18 protein-coding genes, 2 tRNA genes and 7 pseudogenes are annotated in these 25,599 nt (G+C 68.9%); 15 read left to right on the top strand and 12 right to left on the bottom strand.

All coding sequences use genetic code 11. From position 1 onward, the window contains the following. A partial coding sequence (locus AOZ13_RS07870) for a phosphate acyltransferase (protein ID WP_267879320.1) occupies positions 1–907 on the top strand: 907 nt, incomplete at its 5' end. Further along, on the top strand, positions 904–1,275 hold the full coding sequence (locus tag AOZ13_RS07865) for a VOC family protein (protein ID WP_021780281.1): 372 nt from the start codon (positions 904–906) through the stop codon (positions 1,273–1,275). The genes AOZ13_RS07870 and AOZ13_RS07865, both read left to right, overlap by 4 nt. 144 nt (positions 1,276–1,419) lie before the next feature. Here the strand turns inward: AOZ13_RS07865 and AOZ13_RS07860 are convergent, their stop codons facing one another. Continuing rightward, entirely contained in the window at positions 1,420–2,040 is a 621-nt protein-coding gene (locus tag AOZ13_RS07860) for a ribonuclease H (RefSeq protein ID WP_049933997.1), read from the bottom strand. An 82-nt stretch (positions 2,041–2,122) separates the two neighbouring features. On the opposite strand from AOZ13_RS07860, the gene AOZ13_RS07855 reads away from it, so the two are divergent. The 3 genes and pseudogenes from AOZ13_RS07855 (at position 2,123) to AOZ13_RS07845 (ending at position 4,253) form a co-directional block, all read left to right on the top strand. Then, a complete protein-coding gene (locus AOZ13_RS07855; RefSeq protein WP_021780279.1) occupies positions 2,123–2,638 on the top strand; it encodes a CBS domain-containing protein in 516 nt (171 codons plus the stop codon). A 45-nt stretch (positions 2,639–2,683) separates the two neighbouring features. After that, positions 2,684–3,633: pseudogene (locus AOZ13_RS15720) on the top strand (DMT family transporter). A 59-nt stretch (positions 3,634–3,692) separates the two neighbouring features. Further along, a complete protein-coding gene (locus AOZ13_RS07845; RefSeq protein ID WP_021780277.1) occupies positions 3,693–4,253 on the top strand; it encodes a YbhB/YbcL family Raf kinase inhibitor-like protein in 561 nt (186 codons plus the stop codon). 11 nt (positions 4,254–4,264) lie between these two features. Here AOZ13_RS07845 and AOZ13_RS07840 read toward each other — a convergent pair whose 3' ends face one another. Next, entirely contained in the window at positions 4,265–4,507 is a 243-nt protein-coding gene (locus tag AOZ13_RS07840) for a hypothetical protein (RefSeq protein WP_020222599.1), read from the bottom strand. 251 nt (positions 4,508–4,758) lie between these two features. On the opposite strand from AOZ13_RS07840, the gene AOZ13_RS07835 reads away from it, so the two are divergent. Then, positions 4,759–5,184, top strand: a complete 426-nt coding sequence (locus AOZ13_RS07835; protein WP_020222600.1) for a hypothetical protein — start codon at positions 4,759–4,761, stop codon at positions 5,182–5,184. A gap of 257 nt (positions 5,185–5,441) precedes the next feature. On the opposite strand, the gene AOZ13_RS07830 is transcribed toward AOZ13_RS07835, so the two are convergent. Continuing rightward, positions 5,442–5,594 (bottom strand) — tRNA-Met (locus tag AOZ13_RS07830). A 114-nt stretch (positions 5,595–5,708) separates the two neighbouring features. On the opposite strand from AOZ13_RS07830, the gene AOZ13_RS14465 reads away from it, so the two are divergent. Continuing rightward, positions 5,709–7,088 carry a DUF7115 domain-containing protein gene (locus tag AOZ13_RS14465; protein WP_021780276.1) on the top strand — a complete coding sequence of 460 codons (1,380 nt, stop codon included), beginning with the start codon at positions 5,709–5,711 and terminating at the stop codon, positions 7,086–7,088. Here the strand turns inward: AOZ13_RS14465 and AOZ13_RS15715 are convergent. Next, positions 7,072–7,692, bottom strand: coding sequence for a DUF5830 family protein (locus tag AOZ13_RS15715; RefSeq protein WP_021780275.1), 621 nt, complete (start codon positions 7,690–7,692; stop codon positions 7,072–7,074). The genes AOZ13_RS14465 and AOZ13_RS15715 overlap by 17 nt on opposite strands. 82 nt (positions 7,693–7,774) lie before the next feature. On the opposite strand from AOZ13_RS15715, the gene AOZ13_RS14460 reads away from it, so the two are divergent. Beyond that, positions 7,775–8,425 carry a TVP38/TMEM64 family protein gene (locus tag AOZ13_RS14460; protein WP_021780274.1) on the top strand — a complete coding sequence of 217 codons (651 nt, stop codon included), beginning with the start codon at positions 7,775–7,777 and terminating at the stop codon, positions 8,423–8,425. A 1-nt stretch (position 8,426) separates the two neighbouring features. On the opposite strand, the gene AOZ13_RS14200 is transcribed toward AOZ13_RS14460, so the two are convergent. Together AOZ13_RS14200 and AOZ13_RS07810 are read right to left on the bottom strand one after the other, a co-directional pair. Continuing rightward, on the bottom strand, positions 8,427–8,564 hold the full coding sequence (locus AOZ13_RS14200; RefSeq protein ID WP_020221954.1) for an HVO_2523 family zinc finger protein: 138 nt from the start codon (positions 8,562–8,564) through the stop codon (positions 8,427–8,429). Between the two features lie 125 nt (positions 8,565–8,689). Further along, positions 8,690–11,853: pseudogene (locus tag AOZ13_RS07810) on the bottom strand (adenosylcobalamin-dependent ribonucleoside-diphosphate reductase). A 335-nt stretch (positions 11,854–12,188) separates the two neighbouring features. On the opposite strand from AOZ13_RS07810, the gene AOZ13_RS07805 reads away from it, so the two are divergent. Continuing rightward, entirely contained in the window at positions 12,189–12,392 is a 204-nt protein-coding gene (locus AOZ13_RS07805) for a hypothetical protein (RefSeq protein ID WP_020221952.1), read from the top strand. Here AOZ13_RS07805 and trpG read toward each other — a convergent pair. The 4 genes and pseudogenes from trpG to trpD form a co-directional block, all read right to left on the bottom strand. Beyond that, positions 12,389–12,976 carry an anthranilate synthase component II gene (gene trpG / locus AOZ13_RS07800; protein WP_020221951.1) on the bottom strand — a complete coding sequence of 196 codons (588 nt, stop codon included), beginning with the start codon at positions 12,974–12,976 and terminating at the stop codon, positions 12,389–12,391. The two genes, AOZ13_RS07805 and trpG, sit on opposite strands and share 4 nt — an antisense overlap. Then, entirely contained in the window at positions 12,973–14,571 is a 1,599-nt protein-coding gene (gene trpE, locus AOZ13_RS07795) for an anthranilate synthase component I (protein WP_021780272.1), read from the bottom strand. Before trpE ends, trpG begins: the two co-directional genes overlap by 4 nt. Next, a pseudogene (locus AOZ13_RS07790) lies at positions 14,571–15,241 on the bottom strand (phosphoribosylanthranilate isomerase). The gene trpE and the pseudogene AOZ13_RS07790 overlap by 1 nt, the downstream one beginning before the upstream one ends. Positions 15,242–15,243: 2 nt before the next feature. Continuing rightward, a complete protein-coding gene (gene trpD / locus AOZ13_RS07785) occupies positions 15,244–16,263 on the bottom strand; it encodes an anthranilate phosphoribosyltransferase (protein WP_020222047.1) in 1,020 nt (339 codons plus the stop codon). A 167-nt stretch (positions 16,264–16,430) separates the two neighbouring features. Between trpD and AOZ13_RS07780 the strand changes: the two genes are divergently transcribed. The 4 genes and pseudogenes from AOZ13_RS07780 (at position 16,431) to AOZ13_RS07770 (ending at position 19,797) form a co-directional block, all read left to right on the top strand. Then, positions 16,431–16,505: transfer RNA gene (locus AOZ13_RS07780), tRNA-Val, on the top strand. A 437-nt stretch (positions 16,506–16,942) separates the two neighbouring features. Further along, a complete protein-coding gene (locus AOZ13_RS07775) occupies positions 16,943–17,299 on the top strand; it encodes a hypothetical protein (protein WP_021780269.1) in 357 nt (118 codons plus the stop codon). 738 nt (positions 17,300–18,037) lie between these two features. Next, a pseudogene (locus tag AOZ13_RS15710) lies at positions 18,038–18,253 on the top strand (cell division control protein Cdc6); the annotation flags it as partial. A 387-nt stretch (positions 18,254–18,640) separates the two neighbouring features. Beyond that, positions 18,641–19,797 (top strand): annotated as a pseudogene (locus AOZ13_RS07770) (CBS domain-containing protein). A gap of 2 nt (positions 19,798–19,799) precedes the next feature. Here the strand turns inward: AOZ13_RS07770 and radB are convergent. Beyond that, positions 19,800–20,498 (bottom strand): DNA repair and recombination protein RadB, encoded by a 699-nt coding sequence (gene radB / locus AOZ13_RS07765; protein ID WP_049933994.1) that lies wholly within the window; start codon positions 20,496–20,498, stop codon positions 19,800–19,802. Between the two features lie 121 nt (positions 20,499–20,619). Here radB and AOZ13_RS14955 point away from each other — a divergent pair. After that, a pseudogene (locus AOZ13_RS14955) lies at positions 20,620–21,341 on the top strand (hypothetical protein). An 85-nt stretch (positions 21,342–21,426) separates the two neighbouring features. On the opposite strand, the gene larC reads toward AOZ13_RS14955, so the two are convergent. Continuing rightward, positions 21,427–22,929, bottom strand: a complete 1,503-nt coding sequence (gene larC / locus AOZ13_RS07755; RefSeq protein WP_021780266.1) for a nickel pincer cofactor biosynthesis protein LarC — start codon at positions 22,927–22,929, stop codon at positions 21,427–21,429. Positions 22,930–23,103: 174 nt separating this feature from the next. On the opposite strand from larC, the pseudogene AOZ13_RS07750 reads away from it, so the two are divergent. Then, positions 23,104–25,328 (top strand): annotated as a pseudogene (locus AOZ13_RS07750) (CDC48 family AAA ATPase). Positions 25,329–25,599 lie beyond the last annotated feature (271 nt).

Below are 25,599 nucleotides of genomic sequence, written 5' to 3'. Positions count from 1 at the left end.
GAAGATGATCCGCGCGGCCTCCCAGATGGTCGAGGAGGGAGTCGCCGATCCCGTCCTCATCGGCGACCGAGACGCCGTCGACGCCACCGTCACCGACCTCGGTCTCGACTTCGAGCCGGAGGTCGTCGATCCCGACGAGATCGACACCGAGGCGTACGCCGAACGCCTCCACGAGATCCGCAAGCGCAAGGGTCTCACGGAGAGCGAGGCGACGGACCTCGTCGAACGCGACCCGAACTACCTCGGGAGCGTGATGGTCGATCAGGGCGACGCGGACGCCCTTCTCACCGGTCTCACTCACCACTATCCCTCCGCGCTCCGTCCGCCGCTCGAAGTCATCGGCACCGCGCCCGACGCCGACAACGTCGCCGGCGTCTACATGCTGACGTTCAAGAACCGCGTGATCTTCTGCGCCGACACCACCGTCAACACCGAACCCGACGCGGCCGTGCTCGCCGAGATCGCCGAGCACGTCGCCGCGCTCGCCCGACGCTTCAACGTCGAGCCGCGCGTCGCGATGCTCTCCTACTCGAACTTCGGCAGCGTCGAGACCGAGGGGACGCACAAGGTCGCCGAGGCCGCCACGCGCCTGCGCGACGACCCGACGATCGACTTCGAGGTCGACGGGGAGATGCAGGCGGACACGGCGGTCGTCGAGGACATCCTCGAGGACACCTACGACTTCGCGGAACTCGACGGGCCGGCGAACTGCCTCGTCTTCCCCAACCTCGAGGCCGGCAACATCGGCTACAAGCTCCTCCAGCGCTTGGGTGGTGCCGACGCCATCGGCCCGATGCTCACCGGGATGGACGAGCCGGTTCACGTCATCCAGCGCGGCGACGAAGTCAAGGACATCGTCAACCTCGCCGGCGTCGCCGTCGTCGACGCGCAGGAGGACGACGCGTGAACGCCGACCTCCTCCACGTCTGCCTGAACGTCGCGGACGTCGACGCGAGCGTCGCGTGGTACGTCGAGCAACTCGGCTTCGAGGAGACGTGGGGCTTCGAGAGCGGTGAGACGGCGAATCGCTACGTCGCGGATCAGGCCGGGATCGAACTCCAACTCTCCGAGACCGAGGGCGTCACGCCGACCGACGACGGCGACCGCTGGGACCACCTCGCCGTCGGCGTCGAGGACGTCGATCGCGCCTTCGACGAGATCGAGAATCACGGCGTCGTCCAGAAGCCCGCCGACAACGACGCCGCCGGCGCGCGAACGGCGTTCATCGAGGATCCGGACGGCCACGTCGTCGAACTCGTCCAGCCACTCGACTGATCGATCCCGGATCCGCCCCCGGGCCCCTTCCCGCGATCCGACGCATGCGCTCGCGCCCGACCTCGGCGCTCGCGTGTTCGGCGGCCCCTTCGGGCCCGCTCGCGGCGTCGCCGCTCGCCGTTCAGTCGGAACTGGAAGTTCCGACTAGTCCCCCGCATGCCGGTTCGCCCGACTCGGCGGCGGGATCTGCGGCTCGTCGCGTTCGACGTTCGGAAGCGGGCAGCGCGGCGGCTCGTCGTTGACGTGCGCGTACTCCTCGGGCGCGTTCGCGAGGACGTGCGCGGGGTTCTCGGCGCTCTCGAGTTCGGCCGCGCGCAGCGCACCGAAGCCCGCGACCCGCGCGCGGATGCCGCGCCAGTGGTTCGCCGCGCCGGCCGGCACGGCCGCGTCCCGAACCGGGCGGTACCGCGAGCCGCGCCCCGCGAGCACGGCGAGGTTGACGTCGCCGGCGAGGGCGCTGTGATCGACGAGGACGCCGATGTTCGCGTCCGCGGGCGCCCGATTCGCGAGGACGTCGAGACCGAGGTGGAGCGCGCGATACTCCGCGACGTTGTTGTCCGGGGCCGGATCCGGGACGGCGAGGCGCGCGACGCGCTCCCCGATTCCCGTCTCGATGATGACGCCGAGTCCCCCGCCGCTGGGAGCGAACGACCCGTCCGTCGCCACGTAGTAGTCCCGGTGGTGCGTGTGGGGCGGGTGGGCGATGTGCGGGGTCGGTGCGTCGTCGAACAGCTCACGTAGCCGTTGCCGGCCCACGGTGGCCATACCGTGGCTATCTCCCGCGCGGACTTAAGCGGTGCGCCGATCCCCACAACTACTACTACCCGCCGCCGACGAGATGTTCGGTATGGCGCTCACCGCGCGCGATCTGATGACGACGGACGTCGAGACCGTCGCCCCCGACGACGAGATCGGGGACGTGTTGACGAAGCTCTCCCGGCGCGACTTCACGGGCTTCCCGGTCGTCGACGGGAGCGACCTCGTCGGCGTCGTCACCGAACACGACCTCGTGGACATCTTCCAGCCGAGCGATCGCACCCTCTACGTTCCCTTCGGTCTCCCGCCGTTCCTCGAGAGCCTGACCTACGCGCTCGATCTCTCGTGGGACGAACTCGACGTCGAACTCGACCTCGCGAAGAACGCCGGCCGGCCGATCAGCGGGGTGATGTCGACCGACGTGACGACGGTGAGGCCGGACGCGTCCCTCGACGACGTGCTCGCCGTCCTCGCCGACGGGGAGGAGGACGTCAACCGGATCCCGGTCGTCGAGGACGGCCACCTCGTCGGGATCGTCGCCCGGCAGGACGTCCTCGGCGCCGTCTACCGCGAGCGGACCGCGGACGCCGACGAACCGGACGCCTGACGAACGGATCGAAACGCTGACCCTTTGCGGGGGCCTCGTACCGCCGTGACCCGGTACCGCGACGCCCTCCTGTTCTGCGTCCTCGCCACCGCTTGGGGGTCGGCCTTCGTCGCGATCAAGGCCGGCCTCGCCCACTTCCCGCCCGTCTTCTTCGCGGCGCTCCGCTACGACGTCGCCGCCGTCCTGATGTTCGCGTACGTCGGCGTCACGGCCGACCGGTGGCGCCCGCGGACGCGCCGCGAGTGGCTCACCGTCGCCGTCGGCGGCCTCCTCCTCATCGCCGCCTACCACGCCTTCCTCTTCGCCGGCGAGGCCCGCCCCGGCGTGACGTCCGCCGCCGCGGCCGTCGTCGTCAGCCTCAGCCCCGTCATCACGACCGGGTTCGGCCGCTTCGTCCTCCCGGACGACCGCCTCACGCCGCTCGGCGTTCTCGGCCTCTGCTGCGGCCTCGTCGCGTCGTCGTTCTCGTCGTCCCCCCGGCCGTCGTGACGCGCGGAGACCTCTCCGTCCTCCTCGACTCGAACGCCCTCGGCTCGCTCCTCGTGCTCTGCGCGACCGCCTCGTTCGCCCTCGGGAGCACCCTCACTGAGCGCCTCGATCCCGACCTCCCGCCCGCGACGGTCGAGGCGTGGTCGATGCTCCTCGGCGCGCTCCTGATGAACGCGACGAGCGTCGCGCTCGGCGAGCCGCAGCGCGTCCCGCTGGCCCCCGACCCCCTCGCCGCGCTCGGCTACCTCTCCGTCGTCGCGAGCGCCCTCGGCTTCCTCCTCTACTTCTCCCTCCTCGACCGCCTCGGCTCCGTCGAGGTGAACCTCGTCTCGTACGTCGCGCCGATCGTCGCCGCGGTCGTCGGCTGGTGGCTCCTCGGCGAGACCCTCGACGCCACGACCGCCGCCGGCTTCCTCGTCGTCTTCGCCGGCTTCTGCCTCCTGAAGCGCCGCGCGCTCCACCGCGAACTCCGACGGTTCGTCGACGACGGCGCGCGGGCGGACTGAGGGGGCGAGGGGAGCGCGGGCGGCGAAGGCTTTTCGCGCTCGCGCGCGTCACCCCGTCCGTGCCGACCAGACGCGCCACTCTCGCGGCCGTCGCCGCCGCGTGCGCCCCGCTCGCCGGCTGCTCGCGCTCACGCACGTCGAGCGATCCCGGCAAGTGCGATCCGACGAGCGCCGCGTTCGACGACGGCGAGGCGATCCCCGCGCGCTACACGTGCGACGGGACGGGCGTCTCGCCGCCGGTCTCGCTCGACGCGCCCGCGGGCGCCGCGACGTGGGCGCTCGTCGTCACCGATCCGGACGCGCCGAACGGGACGTTCACGCACTGGCTGCTCTGGAACGTTCCGGCGGACGCCGACCTCCCGTCGGGAGTCCCGCACGGGCGGACCGTGGCGTCGCTCGACGGCGCCCAACAGGGCGAAAACGGGTTCGGTGACTACGGCTACGGCGGTCCGTGCCCGCCCGCGGGGGACGACCCGCACACGTATCGTTTCGACGCCTACGCCGTCGGCGGCGCGCTCGACGTCGATGCCGACATCACGCGCGACGCGCTCGTGGACGCGATCTACGACGCCGACCTCGTGACCGGTGGGACGCTACGAGCGACGTACGAACGGGCGTGAGAGAAACGGGATCACTCCGCGTGGTACTCGCGACCGGCGACGAGCGAGACGACGTGGAGGACGATCAGGAGGATGCACGCGTATTGCGCGCTCGTCGTCTGCAGGCCGCTCACGACGAGCGGCACGTAGAGGAAGGGGAGGGCGATGGCGCTCCAGAAGCCGAGCGCCTCGATCGGTTTGCGGAGCAGGGAGAACCCGTCCGCGCGATCACCGAGCCGCCGCAGCGGGGTTTCGTGGAGTGGCTGGTTCGACATTGTCGGGCTGACCTCATCGATCGTAACGGCCCGGGTGTCCATATAGGGGCGCGATGGTTCCAGTCGTTTCACACCACTCGACGCGTGAACTGGGATCTCTCGGTCGTTTCATAACCCGTTTAGAACCCTCGAAACAGTTCACGAACGATTCTGCGACCGTCGTCTGATGTGCCGACCCGTTGTAGCGGAGAGCGGCCGCGACGGTCGCGGGGGCCGGTAATAGTTTCAGGGGGCCGCGAGAATCACCGGGTATGAGTGACGGTCTCACCGTACCCCCGAACTGGACGCGTGACGATCCGGACTGGGAGGAGGACGCCGGCCGGAAGTACGATCCTCGTGCCGTCGTCGAGTACGCGCACCTCGATCAGCCCCTACGACTCGTCCTCGCGCCGGCGCGCGTGCCCGCCGCCGTCGCCGACGACGAACGCGGCTACCGCGTCGACATCCGGTACGGGAGCGTCGACACGTCCCTCGAGACGTACGAAATCGCCGCCGTCCCCTCGCTCGCCGACGCGCACGCCGTCGCCGCGGACTTCATGCGCCTCTACACCGAGTTCGGCGCCGGCGGCGACCACGTCGCGCGCGTGATCGAGGACATCGCCCGCACGAAAGAGGACGCGTGGACGGACGCGCACGACGCGGTCACGGGCGACATCACCGAACCCGCCCTCGCCTGAGGGGGCGAGCCGTTCGGTCCCCGCGCACGAGCGGTCCGCAAACCCGAACCGCTGACGGCGGTGCCGCTCTCCGGTTCGCGGTCACGCCAGAAAGTGCCCGGGGAGGGGTTCAGGAACCACGGTCGTTCCCCTCGCGTTCGCTCACTTCACTCCCTGCCCGATACTCGCTGACGCTCGTCTCGGACCTACGGATTCTCACCCGCAATCCCGGGATTTCAGACGGACCGCTCACTACCGTTCGCGGTCACGTCAGAAAGTGCCCGGGGAGGGGTTCGAACCCTCGGCCTCCGCATGTCCCAGGTTCGAGGCTCGGCGGGCCTCGGGGGACACGCACAGCCACCGAATGGCTGCCGCACCGAATCTCGGAACCCTATGAGTGCGGCGCTATGACCAGACTAAGCCACCCGGGCTCACCCGTCCCTAATCGGAGGTCGCGTATTAAAGTTCTCTTTCGGCAGTGCTTGATGCATGCACGCCCCACGATACGGCGTCGATTTTATGCACGGGCGCGCGTACGACGGCGTATGGACGTACCCGCCGCCGTCGCGTCGACGCTCGGTGACGAGTCCGTCGCCGCACGCGTGCCCCTCCGCGGCGACGACGCGTTATTCGTCACGCCGACTCGCACGCTCGTGTACCACGCCGACGGCCTGCTCAGCAACGAGTCCGTCGAGGAGTTCGGCCACGACGCCGAGCGCGTCACCGTCGACGACGGTCGGCGGAAGGCGACGGTGACGCTCGACTACGGTCTCGACGGCGAGCGCTCCTTCGCCGTCCCCTCTGGCCGGGTCGACGACGTCCTGCACCCCGTCCTCGCGGGCGTGCTGAACGCCGCCGACGTCACCGATTCCGGCGAGTCCGTCGCCCGCACGTACCACTTCAGCGAACTCACGCTCGTCGTCACCGATCGGCGCCTCGTCCGCCACGTCGGCGCGGCCGTCTGGAACACCGATCACGACGAGATCGCGTACGCGGACGTCATCGACATCGACGCCGAGGAGGGCAACGTCGCGAGCCAACTCGTCCTCGAGACGACGGGTCGCACCCGCCGCATCAAGGTGCCGAACGAGCAGTTCCGCGACGTCCGCGAGACAGTCGAGAACGCCCTCTACGAGGCCCGCGGCGTCCCCTCGTACGCGGCGTTCCGGGACCTCGTCGCCGAGGAGGTCGAGGACGCCGCGGACGACGAATCCGACGCGATCGACGCGAGCGCCGCCTTCGAGGAGGCCGGAATCGACGCCATCGGTGGATCGAGTGCCGGCGAGACGGACGGCTCCGAGGCTGACGATCGCGATGCGGCCGACGCGGACGCGTCGACCGTCGCGGCGGACGCGAGCGCCGACGCGGTGACGGACGCCGACGCGACGACGGACGCCGACGCGGTGACGGACGCGAGGCTGTCCGACGTGGGGGCGACCGACGCGACGACGGACGCCGACGGGGCGACGGAGGCCGAGGCGACGACAGACGCTACCGCGATGACGGAGGCCGAGGCGACGACAGACGCTACCGCGACGACGGAGGCAGAGGCGACGGATGCGTCGCGAGACGACGCGATGGCGGATGCCGACGGAGTGACGGACACCGAGACGGCGAATACCGAGACGACGGATGCGTCGCGAGACGATGCGATGACCCCGGGAGCGACGAATCCCGTCGACGCGTCCGCCGAAACGAACGCCGCATCGACGGTCCCCGATCACGATTCCGACGGCGTCGATCTCGCCGCGATCGCGGCCGACCTCGAAGCCGCGCGGGACGCGCTCGATGAACAACGCGATCGCGTCGAGGCCCAACGCGACACCATCGCCCGACAGCGGCGCACGCTCGACGCGCAACTCGACGCGCTCGACGAACAACGCGAACGTATCGAGGACGCCCTCGACGCTATTCCCGACCGGTGACCTTCCGGATGCACGACGAGCCGAACGGGCCGATCTCGCCCGCGTCGAGTCGGATGAAGTGGCCTTCCGAGAGCCCGGTCCCGCAGCGTCGACACGAGAACTCACCCTCCTTCGTCACGACGTCCGCGCCGAAGCGGACGTAGCCGCCGCCCTGCGGTCGAACCGTCCCTCCCTCGCGCGCTATGATCCCGCGTTCCTCCGCGGCCTCGATGATCTCGCGGACGATCCGCGGATGCGTTGAGACCGTCTCGACGCGATCCATCAGTTCCGCCATCGAGAGCTCGTCGTCTTCGAGGCGATCGAGGAGCGCCACGCCGAGTTTGACCGGATCAGCGTCCGCGGCGTCCGCACGATCGCCCGCGGTCCCGCCGTCACCCTGCCCGACGCTCGTGTTCTCGTCGGTTCCCTCGCGTCCGCAACTGTCGGTTCCGTCGCCGACGCCGTCGCTATCGCCGCCGTCGACGTCGCCGCTGTCGCCGCCGTCGGTCCCACGGCCGCTGTCGGCCGACGAATCCGCACCGCGAAACCGCGGATCGGACAGCGTCGCGTCCTCCCGGTCCGGCTGTGGATCGGGATCGCCCTCTCGCGCGTCCTCTCGCGTCACTACGCGTCCCTGCGTTCGCCGTCCACATAGCGCCTGCGGACGGAGAAGAAGACCTATTCCCACCGCCGGCCTACCGCGGGCCGTGAGTCGCAGTCCCAGCGCGCACGGCGTCGTCCTCCTCGCGGTCGTCGCCGCGATCGCCGCCGCCGCGCTCCTCGTCTCGCCCGCGGCGGGGTTCGCCCGCGTCCGCGCGCTCCTCGCCAGCCCGTGGTTCCCCCTCGTCCTCTGCGCCCTCTACGCGATCCGGCCCGTCTTCGCGTGGCCGATCACCGTCCTCTCCGCGCTGTGCGGGTATCGCTACGGCGTCGTCGTCGGTCTCCCGATCGCCCTCTGCGGTGTCGTCGCGACGAGCCTCCCCGCGTACTACGCCGGTCGTCGGTTCTCCGCCGACACCGACGCCGGCGGGATCGTCGGCCGACTCGCCGGCGGGAGCACGGCGTACTTCGAACGCACCGGCGGCGTTCGCGGCGTCGCGGCCGCCCGCCTCGTCCCCACGCCCGCGGAAGCCATCTCCGGTGCGGCGGGCGCCGGCGGCGTCCCCCTCCGCGCGTTCGCGCTCGGGACGCTTCTCGGCGAACTCCCGTGGACCGTCGCCGCCGTCGCCGTCGGCGCCGGTCTCGATCGCTTCGCCGTCGCCGCCGTTCGCGTCGATCCGCTCCTCGCCGTCGGAATCGCCGCCGTCGGCGTGCTCGTCGTCGCCGGCCCGACGTACGCGTGGTGGCGCGATCGCTGAGTCACCAGAAGGTGTCGGCGCAGTCGTAGACGACGCCGTGGCTCGGGCAGACGTACTTGCAGTGGCGTTTGTACATCGGCGTCTCGCACATCGGGCACGGTCGCCCGCCGCGCTCGTCGCCCGCGTCGGCGTCGCTCACGTCGGAGACTCGACGGCCGCGAGCAAGAACGTTACGCGTGGCGGTGGCACGCGGACGAGCGAGGAACGCGAGACGAGAGACGGCAGACGAGAGAAGAGAGACCGCGTGATCAGCGTCGCGTCAGCCTACGAGCACTCGGACCAGCCACAGGACTGGCAGGTCTTGCAGCCCTCGGAGTAGTAGAGGTCCATCGCGCCGCACTCCGGGCACTCGGGGCTCTCGCCGGCCGCGAGCAGGTCGGCGGTCGCGTCGGACTCGCTCTCGGGCTGACCCGCCTCCGGTGCGGATTCACCGACGTCGACGTTCGGGGACGTGGCGTCGCCGACGTCGACGTCAGCGCTCGCCGCGCCCGCGCCGTCCGTTTCGACGCTCTCGACGTCCTCCTCCGCGACTTCCGTGAGGTTCTGCTGTTTCGGCACCTGCTTGTCGATCTCGCCGTCGAGATAGCGGCGCATCGCCGTGCCGATGGCGTCCGGGATGGAGTTGATCTGCTCGCCCTTGTCCCACGCGACCTTCGGGCTGCGGATGCCCTGCAGTTCGCTCGCGATCTCGTCGGGATCGACGCCGGCGCGCAGCGCCGTCGAGACCGTCTTCGCGAGCGACTCGGTGAACGAAGCGGTGAAGCCGCCACTGTTGCCGATGTTGGCGAACAGTTCGAACGGCCGGCCGTTCTCGTCCTCGTTGATGTTCACGTAGAGCTTCCCGTAGCCCGTGTCGATGCGCTGCGTGACGCCGTAGAGGACGTCCGGGCGGGGGCGCTTCTGTGCGCCCTCGGGTGCGATGTCGACCTCGACGAGTTCCTCGACGTCCTCACCGACCGCCGAGCGGACTTCCTCGTTCTCGAGGAAGCCTTCGAGGTCGCCGAACGTCTCCTGAATGCTCTCCAGCATCGCCTCGGCGGCCTCGTCCTCCTCCATCTCACTGAACTCGGCGTTGTCGGCGCGCGTCGTGAGGACCTGCTTCGAGCGCGTGCCGTCGCGGTAGACGGTGACGCCCTTCCCGCCGTGGTCGTAGATGTACTCGTACACCTCGCGCATGTCCTCGACGGACGCGGAGTTCGGGAAGTTGCAGGTCTTCGAGATGGCGGAGTCGACGCCGTCCTGACACGCGCACTGCACGGCCGCGTGCTGCTTGCCGGAGAGGTCCGCGGTGACGACGAAGAGTTCGCCGATGGCGTCCGGGACGGTGGAGAGCCCGGTCACGCCGTCGAACTCGTTGTTCGCCATCTGCTCCTGCGCTTCTTCCTTCACGGCCTCGACGTCGACGTCGTTCGCCTCCAGCGTGCGGAGGAAGTAGTCGTCGAACTCGACGAGCATCTCGTCGCCCTGCACGTCGTCGGAGACGTTCTTGTAGTAGGCGACGTTGTAGATCGGCTCACAGCCACCCGTGGTGTTGCCGAGCATCGACGTCGTCCCCGTCGGCGCGATCGTCGTCGTGTTGTGGTTGCGGATCGCGTACCCCTCCGCGTACGCTTCGGGGTCCTCGCCCGTGTGGTGCTCGAACCACTCGGCGTACTCGGTCGGGTTCGCGTACTTCGAGTTGTCCCACTCGTCGAAGGAGCCGCGCTCCTCGGCGAGTTCGTGGGAAGCCGACTTCGAGCCGTGGTTGATGTGCTGCATCACCTGACTCGCGACCTCGTTCGCCGGCTCGTCGCCGTACCGCATGCCGAGCTGGACGTAGAGCTGCGCGAGACCCATGATGCCGAGACCGATCTTGCGCATCTCGGAGACCTTCTCCTCGATCTCCGGCACGGGGAAGTCCGACATCGTGACGACGTTCTCGAGGAACCGGGTGCCGGTCTCGATGCGGTAGTCGAACTCCGCCATGTCGAGCGCCTCGTCGAGGAAGCGCGAGATGCCCTCATCGAGGGTGTCGTACTCGTGCTCCTCGCTCCAGACGCGCCAGTCGGGGGCGTCCTCGGCGACGACCGTCGAGAGGTTGATGTGCCCGAGGTTACAGGCCTCGTACTCCTCCAACGGCTGCTCGCCGCAGGGATTTGTCGCTAACATTTCATGTCTGGGGTGTTCCTCGACGTCGAAGGAGTGCTCCGAGTTCGCCCGGTCGAGGTAGACGACGCCCGGCTCGCCGTTCTCGTGGGCGCCCTCGACGATGCGCTCCCAGACGAGCTCCGCGGGGATGGAGAACTCCTCGCCGACGTCGACGTGCTCGCCGAGGTCGTAGCGCGAGTACATCTCCTTCGTCTCCGCGGTGGCGATGTGCGGCTCGCCCGTCCGCGGGTTCGTGAACGTGAACTCCTCACCGTTCTGGAGGGCCTCCATGAAGTCGTCGGAGACGCCGACGGAGATGTTGAAGTTCGAGAGGTGGCCCTCGACGGCGTTGCGCAGGTGTTTCGGGACCTTGCCGTCCTCGTCGATGAGGTCGCGGGCCTCCTCTACGGCCTCCGAGAAGGTCGTGTACGTGTAGTCGTCGGGATCGTTGAGCTTCAGGCAGTGCGCGAGCGAGACGTCCTTGTTCTTCGAGTGGATGAACTCGATGACGTCCGGGTGGGAGATGCACATGACGCCCATCTGTGCGCCGCGTCGCGCGCCGCCCTGTGCGATCGTCTCGCACATCTGGTCGAACGTCTCCATGAACGTCATCGGGCCGGAGGCGATGCCGCCCGTCGAGCCGACGGGGTCGCCGTAGGGGCGGAGCTGCCAGAAGGCGTAGCCCATCCCGCCGCCGCTCTGGAACACCTCGGCCGCCTCCTTCGCGGTCTGGTGGATGTCGGTCAGGTCGTCGTCCGGGGAGTCGACGAAGCACGCGGAGAGCTGCTGAAGCTCGTCGCCGGCGTTCATCAGCGTGGGGGAGTTCGGCATGAACGCGAGCCGGCTCATCAGTCCCTCGAAGCGCTCGGCGGTGTCCTCGACGTGCTCGCGGACGCGTCGGGGAGTTCGGGGACGACGGTCTCGTAGGCGAACTTGTTGACGTTCTCCTCGTCGAGTTCGATCTCGACGTCGTCGTCGACGGAGACGTCCTCGCCGAAGACCTCGGCGACGAGCTCGTCGCGACGCGGATGGTCGGGCTTCAGCAGGGCGGGCGTGACGGTCACGTCGACGCCCTGCTTCTCGGCTTCGAAGACGGCCTCGGCGAGCGCGATGTTCTTCGCGACGCGCGAGAAGAGATCCTCCTGCTCTTCGACGAGGTCGCCGTCGGCGTTCTGCCGGAGGTAGCGCGCCGGCAGGATGTTGTTGTACGCGTTCTCGGTCATCCGATCGGCGAGCGTGTCGCCGTCGACGCGCTTGATCGGGAGGGAGATCTCGTCCGCGCCGATATCGTTCGAACTCATGCGACGTGCCTCCGTGCTGCTCGCGACGTACAGGTGGGTTTGGGGTTCATTCTGAGAGGTGTGAAGGGGTCGATTCGAGACGACCAATCGTTACTGGCGGACCGGTCATAGTAGTTGCGTCACGTCCCGCCGGACGTCACGCAGTGACAACCATCTCGGTCTCGCACGTACTCTCCGGTATTCGCGGCAGGATCATAACCCCTCGTAAACCGGTGTGAAAGTGGCCGGCCGGTCGGCGTCAGCCGCGCTGGTGCTGTCCGGTTTTCACCTTCACCGGCGGCCGGCCCGAGAGCGCCGCCCCCAGACTTTTCGTCTCACCCGACGACGCTCCCCGTATGGCTCCCGTCACACCGACCGCGACCGCGCTGCCGTTCGTCCTCGGGCTTCCCGGCGGCGACCTCGGGTCGCTCGTCATCGCGCTCGTCGTCGCGCTGCTCGCCGTGTTCGTCGGCAAGTTCGTCCTGAACGTCGCGTCGAAGCTCATCGTGCTCGCCGTCATCGTCGTCGGCGCGCTCTGGATCGTCTCGACGTTCCTCTAGGCGTCCACCGACTCGAGGAAGTTCGAGACGACGTCGTGGCCGACGCCCGTGAGCACGCTCTCCGGGTGGAACTGCACGCACTCGATCGGGTAGTCGCGGTGGCGGATGCCCATCGGGAGCGTCTCGCCGCCGTGCTCCGTCGTCGCGGTGACGGCGAAGCACTCGGGGATCTCCGTACAGATCAGCGAGTGGTATCGTCCGGCCTGAAAGCCGTCCTCGATGTCGACGAAGACGCCCGCGCCGTCGTGCGTGATGGGGAAGGCCTTCCCGTGGACGGGCGCGGGCGCGTGCCCGACTGCCCCCCCGTACTCGTACGCCGCGGCCTCCATGCCGAGACAGACGCCGAGCGTCGGCACGTCGCGGCTGAGATCCGTGAGGACGTCCGCGGTGACGCCGACGTCGCGCGGGTTCTTCGGGTGGCCCGGCCCGGGGCTGATGACGAGCGCGTCCGGCTCCTCGGCCTCGACGTCCGCGAGCGACGCCGTGTTCTTCAGCACGCTCGTCTCCACGCCGGGGTGCTCGCTGACGTACTCCACGAGATTGTAGGTGAACGAATCGAAGTTGTCGACGAAGACGACCCTCATCGCTCCACCTCCCCGGGCGTCCGCGTGATCGCATCGAGGGCGTCGAGTACCCCGCCCATCTTCTTCTCCGTCTCCTCGTACTCGCTCGTCGGGTCGGAGTCCGCGACGATACCCGCGCCCGCGCGGACGCGGACGACGTCCGCGCCGCCCGTTCCCGTGTCCGTGCCGCCCGCGCCGTGCTCCACCGTCGCCGTGCGGATGCAGATGGCGATGTCCGCGTCGCCCGTCCACGAGACGTACCCCACGCCGCCGCCGTAGATGCCTCGTGGATCCCGCTCGAGTTCGTCGATGAGTTCCATCGCGCGCACCTTCGGCGCGCCGGAGAGGGTCCCCGCGGGGAACGCCGCGCGGATCGCGTCGAAGGCGTCGAAGTCGTCGCGTAAGCGGCCCGTCACCGTCGACTCGATGTGCTGGACGTGGCTGTACTTGAGCACGCGCATGAACTCAGGGACGCGGACCGAACCGGCGTCGCTCACCCGCCGGACGTCGTTGCGCGCGAGGTCGACGAGCATCGTGTGCTCCGCGCGCTCCTTCTCGTCCGCGAGCATCTCGCCCGCGAGCCGGCGGTCCTCGACGGGACTCGTCCCCCGCGGACACGTCCCCGCGATCGGGTTGTTCAACACTTCCGAACCGTGGACGCTCGTGAGCGTCTCCGGGCTGGCGCCGACGACCGTCCGATCGCCGTGCTTCAGGACGTACATGTACGGCGAGGGATTGATCTCCCGGAGTGACGCGTAGAGCCCGAGCGGGTCGAGGTCGCCCGCCAGTTCGCGCGTTCGTGAGATCACGCCCTGATAGATCTCGCCGTCGAGCACGGCGTCCTTCGCGCGCTCGACCGCGTCCTCGTACTCGTCCCGCGGGCCGGCCGTCTCGTCCGTCCGCTCGAAGCCGCCGGTTTCGGGTTCGTTCGCGTCCGCCAACGCCGCCTCGACGCGCGCGACCTCCGCGACGAGGTCGTCGTAGATCCCCTCGACGTCGTCCGCGTCGGAATCGACGACGGGCGTGCAGACGAGCGAGAGCGTGCCGGTCGCGCGATCGAAGCGCAGCACGCGAGTGTTCAGGACGAACTCCGCGTCCGGCACGCGCGTCTCCGGGCGCTCGACGCCCACCTCATCGAGCCAGAGGTCGTAGACGGCGTCGTAGGCGACGAATCCGACGAGGCCGCCGTCGAGCAGTTGGCGCTCGCTCTCGGGGAAGCCGCGCCGCTCCGCGTCCGGGAGTGCGCCGCGCAGTTGATCGAGGACGTCGCCGTCGCCGGGCGTGACGGCGCGGGCGGCGCGCGTGTCCGCGAGGCGCTCGACCGTCGCGCCGTCGGGCGTCGCGCTCACGACCGCGTCGGGATCGTAGCCGACGAACGAGTAACGCGCGTGACGCTCGCCCGCCTCCACGTCCCGCGGGCGGAACGCGCCGCCGGGATCCGAGGCGGCGGTCTTCTCCGCGGATTCGAGGAGGAAGGCGTAGTCGCCGTCCGCGAGCGCCGCGTACGCGCCGAGCGGGGAGACGTCCGCGTCGATCGTGGCCTCGGCGTAGACGACGCCGGGTCCGTCGCCGGCCGCGCGCTCCGCGAACTCGTCCCGCGCGACGTCGAGACCCATCAAGCCGACACCCCCCGGTCCTCGACCTCGAACGCGTGCGTCGCGTTCTCCACGAACGCCCGCACCGCCTCGGCGTCTTTCACGCCCCCCTCGGACTCCACGCCGGAGGCGACGTCCACGGCGAACGGCTCGACCGTCCGCACCGCCTCGGCGACGTTCGCGGGAGTGAGACCACCCGCGAGGACGACCGGCGTGTCGAGGTCGCGCGCGAGATCACGCGTCGCCGCCCAGTCGTGCGTCCGCCCGGTGCCGCCCGCTCCCGACGCGTCCGTCGAGTCGACGAGCAGGCGTCCGCGGCCGCGGCGTGCGCGCGCGCCGTCTCGGGATCCGCGGCGTCCGCCGTCTTCACGATCCCCGCGTCGAGGTCGCCGGCGAGCGCGTCGAGGTCGTCCGGGTCGATGTCGCCGTGGACCTGCACGACGTCGCTCCCGACCGTCTCGCGGAGCGCCGGAATCGCATCGGAATCGGCCATCGTCACGAGCACGGACGTGACGAACGGCGGGACGTCCGCGACGAGGGCCGCCGCCGTCTCGGGGTCGATCTCGCGGGGCGTGTCCACCGGCACGTCCACGATGAACCCGAGCGCGTCCGCGCCCGCTTCGACGGCCGTCTCGACGTCCGCCGCGTTCGTCAGCCCGCAGACCTTCACGCGGGCGCGCGTCACGGACATCGTCACTGTTCCACGCTCGCCTCCGCGCTCGCGTCGCGGAGGACGGCCAGTTTCTCGGCGGCCGCCCCGGAGTCGATGGCCTCGCGCGCGGCGTCCACGCCGGCTTCGAGGGTGTCAGTCTCCCCGGCGACGTAGACGGCCGCGCCCGCGTTCGCGAGGATGACGTCTCGCTTCGCGCCCGTCACCTCGCCCTCGACGATACCCCGCAGGTCGGCGGCGTTCTCCTCCGGCGTGCCGCCCGCGATGGCGTCGATGGGCGAGCGGTCGAGACCGAGATCCGCGGGCGTCAGAGTGTACTCCTCGACGTCGTCGCCGTGGACCTCCGCGACGGCGGTCTCGTCGTGGATCGTGATCTCGTCCAGCCCGCTGCCGTGGACGACGAGGGCGTCCTCCGCGGGCATCTCCGTGAGCGCCTCGGCGATGACGGTGACGAGGTCGCGATCGTAGACGCCGAGGACCTGTGCGTCCGCGTCCGCGGGATTCGTCAGCGGGCCGAGGACGTTGAAGATCGTCCGCATTCCGAGTTCGCGTCGCGGGCCGATGACGGCCTTCATCGCGGGGTGGAACGCGGGCGCGTGCATGTACCCGATCCCGTACTCCTCGATGTGCGACTCGACCGCGTCCGGGGAGGCGTCGAGGTCGACGCCGACCTCCGCCAGCACGTCCGAACTCCCCGACGAGGAGGAAACGGAGTAGTTGCCGTGTTTGGCGACCGGGACGCCCGCGGCGGCGACGACGATGGCGGACGTCGTGGAGACGTTGATGGTGTTGTAGTCGTCGCCACCCGTGCCGCAGGTGTCGACGAGCGGGCTGCGGGCCGGATCGATCGTGATCGCGGCGTCGCGCATCCCCTGTGCGAACCCCGCGATCTCCGTCTCCGTCTCGCCCTTCGCGCGCAGCGCTGCGAGCAGCGCGCCGATCTGTGCGTCGCTCGCGCCGTCGAAGACGGCGGTCGCGGCCTCGCGGGCCCCGTCGAGCGACAGATCCTCTCCCTCGGTGACGCGTTCGATGTAGTCCTGCATAGTGGACACCGGTGTACTGTTTCGGCTTATGATGTACAAGTCTGTACACCAGTATAAGTCTGTCGCGCACGAGCGGGTGAGAACGTCACCCTCGGTGGGTCCGGTTCGAAACCTTCAACTGTACCCCCGGCCAACGATTGGATGCGTTCGGAGGAACGCGCCACCGCGGGTTGGTGGTCTAGTCAGGCTATGACACCTCCTTGACATGGAGGAGGTCGGCGGTTCAAATCCGCCCCAACCCACTTTTGACGAACCGCAACGACGAACGAGAGAGGAGCCCGTTCGTCAACGTGAATTCGGGTGGATTTCAATCACGGAGTGGAGCGAAGCGGAACGATTGAGGTTCAAATCCGCCCCGACCCACTTCTCGACCTTTCGCGCTGCGCTCAGCCGCGTAGCGACTTCGCTCGGCCGACAGCTCGGCCGACAGCTCTCCCCCTTTACTTCACGCCTTCGGCGCTCCGTTCAGTCGTCGGCCTCGCGCCTGATGGCGCGAGTGAACCGGCGACCGACCGGGCTCTGAGCGAGAACTCCGTTCTCGCGTGCCCGCACTCGCTTCGCTCGCGCGGACTTCGAGCCATTCGGTCGCCGGCCGCTAGCCCCGATGGTTCGTCCCGTTCTAGCCGTCGGCTCCTATCGGTCCCGAAGACACTTCCCGATCCCCGTTCCCGTTCCTCACATGACGCGTTCGGCCCTCCTCGCCGTCTTCGTCGTGTGTCTCGCGATGTTCGCGGGGTGTGCGGGCGCGCCCGTCGGCGACCACACGCAGACGAAACTCCGCACGTACGCGGTGCCGATGCACGCGGCGAACCACGACGGCGCGAACCACACCGTTCGCGTCTCCGTCCACGCGCACGGAGACGCGCTCCTCGACGAGGACGTCACGCTGGCGCCGGGGGACCGCGAGCGCGTCACGACGCTCACGACCACGAACGCGGATAGGGGGACGTACCGCATTGAGGCGCGAATGGGCGACGAGCGCGTCGTGCGGAACGTCACGGTCACGCGGGATGCGGCGAATCGGAGCGCGTCGTGACGCTCACCGTCACCGACTCGGGCACCCTGCTATTCGATACCGCGGCGTCGTCGTGATCCGGTCCCGTGCTCCATCTACCGCGGACGCCCGTCCCCTCGTCGCGCTCGCGACGGCTTCGGTTCTGGATGCATCTGCGGGAGGGACGCGGGAGTGGGACCCGCCTGTGGAGGGTGACCGGGAAGGAGGACACACCACCGTCGCGAGTGTATTCGGTGTGGCGGACTGAGGGTCGATTCCGCGACGCAATACAGAATCGGTGCAACTATATCAAATCCCTTCGTCATAATTTATTGATTCAGTTCTCTGTACATTGAGGACGATGCTTCGTTCTCCGGCAACTATTGCTGACTTTCCGTTCCGCCCTTCGCCGGATACATCGCCGCTCCTCCCGCTCTCTCTTCGCCCCTGCTCTCTCACTGACACATTCGCGACGGTGGTGTGTGTCCCGCGCCCGATTCACCTCCCTTCTCGGCGATCCCGATTACACAACCACATACATCAGACGCTGAACTACCCTTTCTCACCGATATACATTCGCGACACCACCGTCGAGGTGCTTCCTCGTCGTTACGTGATGAGGGTGTGTGGCTCTCGCGTACATTCGCGATCACGGTCCTTAGACTGTCTCGATAGAAACCACCTTAACAGGGCTGTAAGGCCTCTATACACCATTCTTACATCCGCGACACCGGTCCGCCACACTCATGCGTGCGCTCGGGCAACGATCGCTGACCGCGAATGGCAGAACGCGACGACCGCGACCCGCTCTTCCGCTACGAGGAGCCGGTCTTCGCGCGGGAGGAACTCCTCAAGATCAGCCACGTCCCGGAGCCCGATCGGATCGTCGGGCGGGACCAGCACATGCAGCGCGTGGCTGAGGCGCTCAATCCCGCGGTCTTCGGACGCGAACCGGACGACCTCCTCGTCTTCGGGAAGAGCAGGACTTCCTCAACGTCATCCGGAGCGAGAAGCACAGCCGCGGCCGCGGACGCGGCGTCTTCTCGAAGCACCGACTCCTCGAAGACGCCGACGTCGTCCGTCGCGTCATCTCGCGCGACGACGCGCTCGAATCCGTCCTGTAGCGCCGGGGAGACGCTCGCTACGTGTCGAGGTCGGCCCCGCAATCGGGGCAGGTATCGTCGACGTGCGTGATCGGCGCGTCGCACTCGGGACAGAATTCACGATAACAGACACGTTCTCCCATGGGTCTTAATACCACGTCCGTCGATAAATGCCTTTGGTCGGGCTGAGAGCACCTGACTGTCCTGATATCGAGATTCTCGACGCGTCTGTAGCTGCAATAATCTTTTAGACCCTACCGAGTCAACGTCGCGGGTACACATGGACATCTCCGATATCGCGACCCAGGACTACGTCGAGGTCGACGCCGAGGAGCGCCTCGGGAAAGTGCGCGCGCTCTTCGACGAGGAGAACCCGAAGGGCGTCATCGTCACTCGCGCCGGCGGCGCGGAGTACGAGGGCGTCATCACGCAGAAGCAGCTCCTCAGCTCCCACATCGAGGACGACACGCGCGCGATCACGCTCGCGAACCCCGAGGGCAACGCCCCGAAGCTCGAACGGACGGAGGACGTCCGCGACGTCGCCCGCAAGCTCGTCGAGGGCGGCACGAAGGTCGCGCCCGTCTTCGAGACCGACCAGCTCTGGGGGATCGTCACGGAAGATCACATCCTCGAGGCGGTCCTCGACAGCCTCGACGCGCTGACGGTCGAGCAGATCTACACGGCTGACGTCGTCACTGTATCCGAGGACGCCACCCTCGGGACGATCATCAACCGCCTGCGCGAGCACGGCGTCTCCCGACTCCCCGTCCTCGACGAGGGCGGCGACCTCACGGGCGTCGTGACGACGTACGACCTCGTGAACTTCGTCACGCGCGACATCGAGAAGACGACGACCGGCGACCGGCGCGGCGAGGTCGAGCGGATGATCGATCTCCCCGTCGCGGACGTGATGTCCGAGCCGGTCACGACCGTCCGCCCCGACGATACCGTCGAGTCCGCGGTCCGCACGATGCTGGGGAACGACTACGCCGGTCTCGTCGTGACGACGGAGAACGAGCCTGACACCGTCATCGGCGTCCTCACGAAGACGGACGTGCTTCGCGCGCTCTCCTACACCGAGGAGGAGCACATGGACGTCCAGATCACGAACATCGACCTGCTCGACACGCTCACGCGCGCGGACGTCCGCGACGGCATCGAGGAGGTCACGGGCAAGTACTCGAAGCTCCACGTCCGCCACGCCCACGTGCGCTTCCACGAGCACAAAGAGCGCCTGCGCGGCACGCCGCTCATCCAGTGTCAGATCCGCCTGCGCACCAATCAGGGTCAGATTGCCGGTACCGGAGAGGGATACGCGCCGACAACGCGTACTACATGGCGCTCGACACTCTCGAACGCAACGTCCTCGAAGTGAAAGGCGTGCAGGCCGACGAGGAGTACGAGGGCCAGCTCCTGCGCAAGCTCGGCGAACTCTAGACCTAGAACTCGACTTCCTCCGACGCCGCCTCGATCCCGCGCTCGGTGATCTCGAAGCGCGTGCGCTCGCCCCTCGGCTTCGCCCGGTGTTTCTCCAGAACGGCGCGACGGACGTCGCCGCGGAACCGTTCGAGTCTGACGACGGTCGCCGTCCAGTGCTCGAGCGTGTGTCCGCCGAGCGGGCGCGTCCGATCGGCGTCCGGATCGGTGTACACCTGATTCGTCACGAGGACCGCGAGATCGTGGCGCCGCGCGAGCGAGAGCAGGTGCGTGATCTGCCGTGCCACCTCGCGCAGCGCCTCGCCGCTCTCGCTTCCCGCTTCGGTCCGCCGCAGTCGGTAGAAGCCGGTCGCGGAGTCGAGGACGACGAGGTCCGCGCGCTCCGCGAACTCTTCGACGTCCTTCACAGCCTCGGCCTGCTCGTCGAAGTCGCGGGCCTCGCTGACGACGATGCGCTCCGCGGCGGCATCGGGATCGTCGGCGACCGCCGAGAGCACCTGCTCGAAGCGATCGGGCGAGAGCCCTTCGGTGTCCACGTAGACGGCGGTGCCGCCGCTCGCGGCGACGTGCGCGGCCGCGGCGAGCGCGACGGTCGTCTTCCCCGCGGCCGGCGGTCCGTACACCTGCGTGACCGCCCCGCGCTCCACTCCGCCGCCGAGGAGGTCGTCGAGCGGCGCGCACCCCGTCGTTAGTGGCTCCATCGGCCGCCAGTAGCGCACCGCGGCGGAAAAGCGCGCCGATGGACGGGCCCTGCCGTTCCCGACTCGCCGCGCGGGCCGCGCTCGGGAAGGCTTTTTCTCCCCGCTCGCCCTCCCTTCGCGCGTGATCGTCGTCGCCACCGCCGACTTCGAGGTGTACCACGAGGTCGTCGGCGAACTCCGCGAGCGCGGCGCCGCGTTCACGACCGTCGAACCCGGCGACCCCCTCCCCGCGGACGCCGAGGTCGTCATCGCCGGCCCGGACGACGAACTCGACGTCCCCCGCGACGTCGTCGTCGCGGACCCGGACGATCCGCGCGCGGCCGTCGAGGAGGCCTTGACGGTCCTGCGCGGCGGCGGACGCACCGTCGTCGGCGTCGATCCCGGTCCCCGTCCCGGCATCGCCGTCCTCTCCGGCGATCTCGTCGTCGCCGTCTTCCACGTCCCCGTCGAGGACGCCGCGGACGTCGTACTGGACGAAGTCCGGGACGCCCCCGATCCCATCGTCCGCGTCGGCGATGGCGCGCGACTCCACGGGACTCGGATCATCGATGCCCTCGAGGACGTCGCGGTCGAACTCGTGGACGAGACGGGAACGACGCCCTATCTCGGGCGCGGCGCGCGCGGCATGGACGACGTGCTCGCCGCCGTCAACATCGCGCGCTTGGAGGGGGAGGTCGTCCACGAGCGCAGCTTCGAACCCACCGCGGGCGAACTCGACGTCATCAAGCAGCGCTCGCGCGAGCGCTCCGAGGAGAACCGCACGATCACCGAGCACTCGCTCGCCGGGTCGCGACGGGCGACCTCACGCTCGACGAGGCCCTCGAACGACACAGGGAGTCGTGACGCACAGGCGCTCGGCCCGGTTCGCGACGCACACGCACTTTGCCCGGCCGCCCTCACCGACGCGCGACGCGTGCGCGTCCTCGTTCTATCGCTCCGCGCGCACGGTCTCGACGGCGCGACGCATCACTTCGCGCACGGGCACTCCGGTCTCGTGCGCGACCGCGTGTGCGTCGTCGTACTCCGCGCTGTAATCGTACGCCTCGCCCGCGTCGTCGCTCGCGATCTTCACCGTCACGTCGTACGTCTCGCCGTCGATCCCGACACTCGCCGTCTCGTAGTCGCGCTCGGCGATCCAGCGGTGCGTCGCCCCCGCCTCTCGGATCCCGAGCGTCCCCGTCTCCGTCGCGAGGCGACGCGCGACCCGCTGGGCGTCGTCGGGCTTCGTGACGACCTTCACGAGGTGGCCGGGACGGGCCTTCTTCATCGTCAATGGGACGATCGAGACGTCGCGAGCGCCCGCGTCCGCGAGCGTCTCTTGGAGTCCGCCCAGCACCTCCGGCGGGGCGTCGTCGAGGTTCGTCTCCAGCACCACGACGTCGTCGCGGATGAGTCCGCTCTCGCCCGTACACCCGCTGCTCTCACCCGTACGCCCGCTCGTCTCGCCGTGCTCACCTGTTTCGCCGCGCCCGCTCGTCCCGCCGTGCTCATCCGCCTCGCCGCGTTCACCTGCGTCGTGTTCCGCGCGCTCCTTCTCCGCGCGCTCCTTCCCGACCGCGGCGCGCACGACGTTCGGCCGCGCTTCGAGGTCCTTCGAACCCGCACCGTATCCCGACTCGCGTACCGTCATCGCCGGCGTCTCGTCCACGCCCTCGGCGTGGTGCGCGAGGAGCGCCGCGCCCGTCGGCGTGAGCAGCTCCGTCTCCACGGGACCGCCGCGTAGGCGCCACGACGCGCCCTCGGCGATCTCGACGACCGCGGGCGCGGGCACGGGATACGTGCCGTGGCTCATCTCGACTTCACCGTCGCCGGCCGCGACGGGTGTCGTCACGACGCGATCGGGGTCGAGATCGGCGAGGAGCAGACCGACGCCGACCACGTCCGCGATCGCGTCGTCCGCGCCGACCTCGTGGAAGTGCGTTTCGTCCAACTCCGTCCCGTGGACGGCGGCCTCCGCGCGCCCGAGGATCTCGAACGTCGCGAGCGCGTCCGACTCGACGGACGCCGGGAGACCCATCGCCTCCACAGCCTCGACGACCTCGGCGTACGTCCGATTCGGGCCGTGTCCCTCCGCACCATCTGCGTGGCCGCCGTGGGCGTGCTCGACGCCGTGTTCGTGGCCGTCGTGGGCGTGCTCGTCGTCGTGTTCGTGGCCGTCGTGGGCGTGCTCGTCGCCGTGTTTGTGGCCGTCGTGGGCGTGCTCGTCGCCGTCCGCGTGCGAGCGCCCGTCGTCACCGGCCGCGTCGGCGTGGTGGACCGTCATCGAGGTCGCGCGGACGCCTCGCTTCGTCACCGATTCGATCTCGTACGTCACGTCGAGGGCGGTCTCGACGGGCGAGAGGACGGTGGGATCGGCGCCGGCGGCGACGAGCGCCCCGAGGAGCATGTCGCCGCTCGCGCCCGTCCGTCCGTCGAAGGCGAGCGTGGTCATACCCTCACTCGGGTCGCGGCGGCGAAAAACGTAGCCCTCTGCCGACACCGGCCGATGTTCGGGTGAACGCCAGCGATATGTACTCGGGTGTGATAGTGTAGCACAGAGTGCTCGTCCGGGGGAAGACGTTTCCCTCTCGCGACGAGAAGCTACCCCTATCGGACACCCCAGACAATGAACGAAGTCCAACTCGAGGTCGCGAAGGCGTACCCGAACGACTCGGGACGCGGTATCGCGCGCCTCGATCCCGACACGCTGTTGCATCTGAAGCTCAGCCCGGGCGACATCATCGAGATCGAGGGCGGTGACACCACCGCCGCGAAGGTCTGGCGGGCCGACCGGCAGGACTGGAACACCGACACCGTCCGCATCGACGGATTCACCCGCCAGAACGCGGACGTCGGCATCGGCGAGCGCGTCGAGATCCGGAAGGCCGAAGCCGAGAAGGCCGACTCGCTCGTGCTCGCGCCGCCCGAGGATGCGAGCGTCCAGTTCGGCAGTGATGCGGCCGGGATGGTCAAGCGCCAGATCCTCAAGCGCCCGGTCGTCTCGCGCGACATCGTCCCCGTCATGTCCTCCACGAACCACCCGTTCATGCGCTCGCCGGGGCAGGCGATTCCGCTGATCGCCGTCGACACCGAACCCGAGGGCGTCGTCCTCGTCACCGAGGACACCGACGTCGAACTCCGCGAGGAGCCGATCAGCGGCTTCGAGCGCACTGGTGGCGGCATCACCTACGAGGACATCGGCGGTCTCCAGAACGAGATCCAGCGCGTCCGGGAGATGGTCGAACTCCCGATGAAACACCCCCAGATATTCCAGAAGCTCGGCATCGAGCCGCCACAGGGGGTGTTGCTCCACGGGCCGCCCGGCACCGGGAAGACGCTGCTCGCGAAGGCCGTCGCCAACGAGACGTCCGCGAGCTTCTTCTCCATCGCCGGTCCCGAGATCATCTCGAAGTACTACGGCGAATCGGAGCAGCAGCTCAGAGAGATCTTCGAGGACGCGAAGGACGACTCGCCCTCCATCATCTTCATCGACGAACTCGACTCCATCGCGCCGAAGCGCGAGGACGTCACCGGCGAGGTCGAACGCCGCGTCGTCGCCCAACTCCTCACGATGATGGACGGTCTCGAAGGGAGAGGCCAAGTGATCGTCATCGCGGCGACCAACCGCGTGGACGCCGTCGATCCCGCGCTCCGGCGCCCCGGGCGCTTCGATCGCGAAATCGAGATCGGCGTCCCCGACGAGGTCGGTCGCGAGGAGATCCTCAAGATCCACACGCGCGGCATGCCGCTCTCCGACGACGTCAACCTCGGACACCTCGCCGACGAGACGCACGGCTTCGTCGCGCGGACATCGAGAGCCTCACCAAGGAGGCCGCGATGCGCGCCCTCCGCAGATACCTCCCCGAGATCGACCTCGAGGAGGAGGACATCCCGCCGAGCCTCATCGACCGGATGATCGTCAAGCGCGAGGACTTCCGCGGCGCGCTCGGCGAGGTCGAACCCTCCGCGATGCGCGAGGTGCTCGTGGAGCTTCCGAAGATCACGTGGAACGACGTCGGCGGGCTGCAGGACGCCAAGCAGGACGTCCAAGAGGCCGTCGAGTGGCCGCTGAACAGCCCCGAGAAGTTCGATCGCATGGGCATCGACCCGCCCGCGGGCGTCCTCCTCTACGGGCCGCCCGGCACCGGGAAGACCCTCATGGCGAAGGCCGTCGCCAACGAGACGAACGCGAACTTCATCTCCGTCAGGGGACCACAGCTCCTCTCGAAGTGGGTCGGCGAGTCCGAGAAGGCCATCCGCCAGACCTTCCGGAAGGCCCGGCAGGTCAGTCCCACGGTGATCTTCTTCGACGAGCTCGACTCGCTCGCGCCCGGTCGCGGTCAGGAGGTCGGGAACAACGTCTCCGAGCGCGTCGTCAATCAGCTCCTCACCGAACTCGACGGGCTGGAGGAGATGGGCGAGGTCATGGTGATCGGCGCGACGAACCGCCCGGACATCATCGATCCCGCGCTCATCCGCTCCGGGCGCTTCGACCGGCTGGTCATGGTCGGCCAGCCCGGGACCGAGGGCCGCGAGCGCATCCTCGAGATCCACACCGAGGACATCCCGCTCGCCCCCGACGTCTCGCTGCGCGAACTCGCCGAGATCACCGACGGCTACGTCGGCAGCGACCTCGCCTCCATCGCCCGCGAGGCCGCCATCGAGGCGCTGCGCGAGGACGTCGACGCCGAGGAAGTCGAGATGCGCCACTTCCGCCGGGCCATGGAGAACGTCCGGCCGACCATCACCGAGGACATCCTCGACTACTACGAGCAGGTCGAAGAGCAGTTCAAGGGCGGGAGCACGCCCGGCCGCGATCGGCGCGAAGGCGGCCATCTGGGCTTCCAATGACCTTCTTTGCTGGTCGGGTGCGCTGACGCGTCGTTCGAAAGGCGCGAAGCGCCTTTCGTGATGTCATCAGGCGGCTTCGCCGCGCCGAGAACCGCACACCTACCGGGTCCTTTGGACCGCCCGGTGCGCGGACGCCATCGAAACGCGATGCCCGGGTCGTCTCTTCTCATCGTCTCCGGAGGAGAACATCGAACCGTCGTGAGTAGCTATTCTGTCCGTTCGGCTTCGATGGCTTCCGAGAGGCCGCCGAAGGCGTACTGGAGGACGAAGC

Source organism: Halarchaeum acidiphilum MH1-52-1, from assembly GCF_000474235.1.
Taxonomy (GTDB): Archaea; Halobacteriota; Halobacteria; order Halobacteriales; family Halobacteriaceae; genus Halarchaeum; species Halarchaeum acidiphilum.
Note: the sequence above shows the minus strand (reverse complement) of the source record. Positions and strands in the feature narration are given on the sequence as shown.